This is a genomic window from Streptomyces sp. Ncost-T10-10d, assembly GCF_900091955.1.
In the GTDB taxonomy this organism is placed as follows: Bacteria; Actinomycetota; Actinomycetes; order Streptomycetales; family Streptomycetaceae; genus Streptomyces.
In genome coordinates this window covers 1-1,780 of the sequence record NZ_FMDF01000001.1, presented here as the reverse complement: position 1 = coordinate 1,780, position 1,780 = coordinate 1, and the positions used below count along the sequence as shown (strand labels likewise).

Sequence of the window (1,780 nt, the reverse complement as noted above, 5' to 3'; positions counted from 1 at the left end):
GCTAGTCCCATCCTCCGCACATGACCGGATCGGATGATCCGGTCATGTGGCCGGTACCTGGACGGGTGTGGTTCGTTGAGTGGGACGTGCCGATATCTCGTACGCGTCGTTCCCGGGTCCAGCGTCCCCGCATGGCGGTGGAGTTGACCCCTGTGGTGGAGAGGCGTCTGGGCGCTCTGCCTGCCTCTGCCGAGTTTCTGCGCCGGCTGGACGTGGCCGGGATCATCGACGAGCTGTGCCCGGTGCGGGACGTGGCGCATCTGACCCACGGGCAGGTCATCGAGGTGCTGGTCGCCAACCGTCTGTCCTCGCCCACGTCGATGGTCCGGGTGGAGGACTGGGCACGGAAGTGGGCCGTGGAGGAAGTCTTCGGCGTAGAGCCTGAGCTGCTCAATGATGATCGGCTCGTCCGCGCGCTGGACGCGATCGCACCGAATCTGGAGGAGATCACCGGCTCGGTCGGCGCGCAGGCCATCGCGGAGTTCGGCGTCGATGCCGCCCAGATTCACTGGGACATGACCTCGCTGTCGCTGTTCGGTGCCTACGAGGACCAGGAAGAAGGCTTCCCGCAGGTCAGGTACGGTCACCCCAAGGACCGGCGGGTGGACCTGAAGCAGATCCAGGCCGGGCTGGCCGTCAGCCGCGACGGCGGCATCCCGCTCTTCCACCGGGTCTACGACGGCGGCGCGGGCGAGGTCGCCCAGGTCGTCGGCGCGATGAAGGCCCTGCGGAAGATCGCCGACCGCAAGGACTTCCTGCTGGTCGCGGACTCCAAGCTCGTGTCGTACCCGAACATCACCGCGCTGCTGGACGCGAAGGTCGACTTCATCGCCCCGCTCCCGGCCGCCCAGGTCAAGGACGAGGTCTACGCCGCCTTGGACGTGGACTCCGCTCAGCTGGTCGGCTACGTCAACGACCGCGACCGCGAGCGGAACACCCCCGCCGACCAGCGGGAGTCCTACCGGGTCCTGGAAGACGTCCACGTCATGGCCGGGCCCCGCAAGCGTGATCCCGTACATACCTTGCGTCGGATCCTGGTCCACTCCACCGGCAACGCCAAAGGCCAGCAGGCCGCCCGTGCCAAACGCCTGGCCAGGGCGGCGGAGGACCTGGACAAACTGCAGTGTTCCGCCGGCGGCCGCTACTACAACACCGCCGCCAAGGTCGAGGCCCGGATCGGCGTGATCGCCAAGACCCGCCGCGTGGCGAGCTGCCTGCGCACCACCGTCACCACCGATACCGACGGCCGCCCGTCGCTGACCTGGCACTTCGACCAGGACGTCCTGGACGCGCAGGCCGCCGCCGACGGCTGGTACGCCCTGGTCACCCGACTCACTCCCGAGCAGGCCGATGCCGCCGAGGTCTTACGGCGCTACAAGGGCCAAGGCGTAGTCGAACGCCGCTACAGCGACTTCAAGGGCCCGCTCGCAGTCGCGCCGGTCTTCCTGGAACACAATCGACGCATCGCCGCCCTGATCAGCGTGATCTGCCTTGCACTGCTGGTGTTCTGCCTGATCGAACGCCAAGTACGCCAGGCCCTGGGCCCCGAGCAGACTATGAGCGGCCTCTACCCCGACAACCGCAGGGTCCGCCCCACCGGACGCATGATCCTCTACCACCTCGACAGCCTCATGCTCCGCCCCGGCACCGCCACCGACCCGCCCACCATCCTCATCAGCCAAGGAGTCCAAGCACACCTGCTCGAACTCCTCGGCATCGATGAAACCAGACCCCGCTGGCTGGAGACCTAAATCCCCATGTGCGAAGTCACCGGCTAGTG

The 1,780-nt window shown here is 67.5% G+C and carries 1 protein-coding gene; it reads left to right on the top strand.

Annotated features, from left to right (window positions below):
* Window positions 1-131 precede the first annotated feature (131 nt).
* The gene (locus GA0115254_RS00005) at window positions 132-1,751 is read left to right on the top strand and encodes an IS1634 family transposase (protein ID WP_093893174.1); all 1,620 of its coding nucleotides are present in this window, start codon (window positions 132-134) and stop codon (window positions 1,749-1,751) included.
* The last annotated feature ends 29 nt before the right edge of the window (window positions 1,752-1,780 follow it).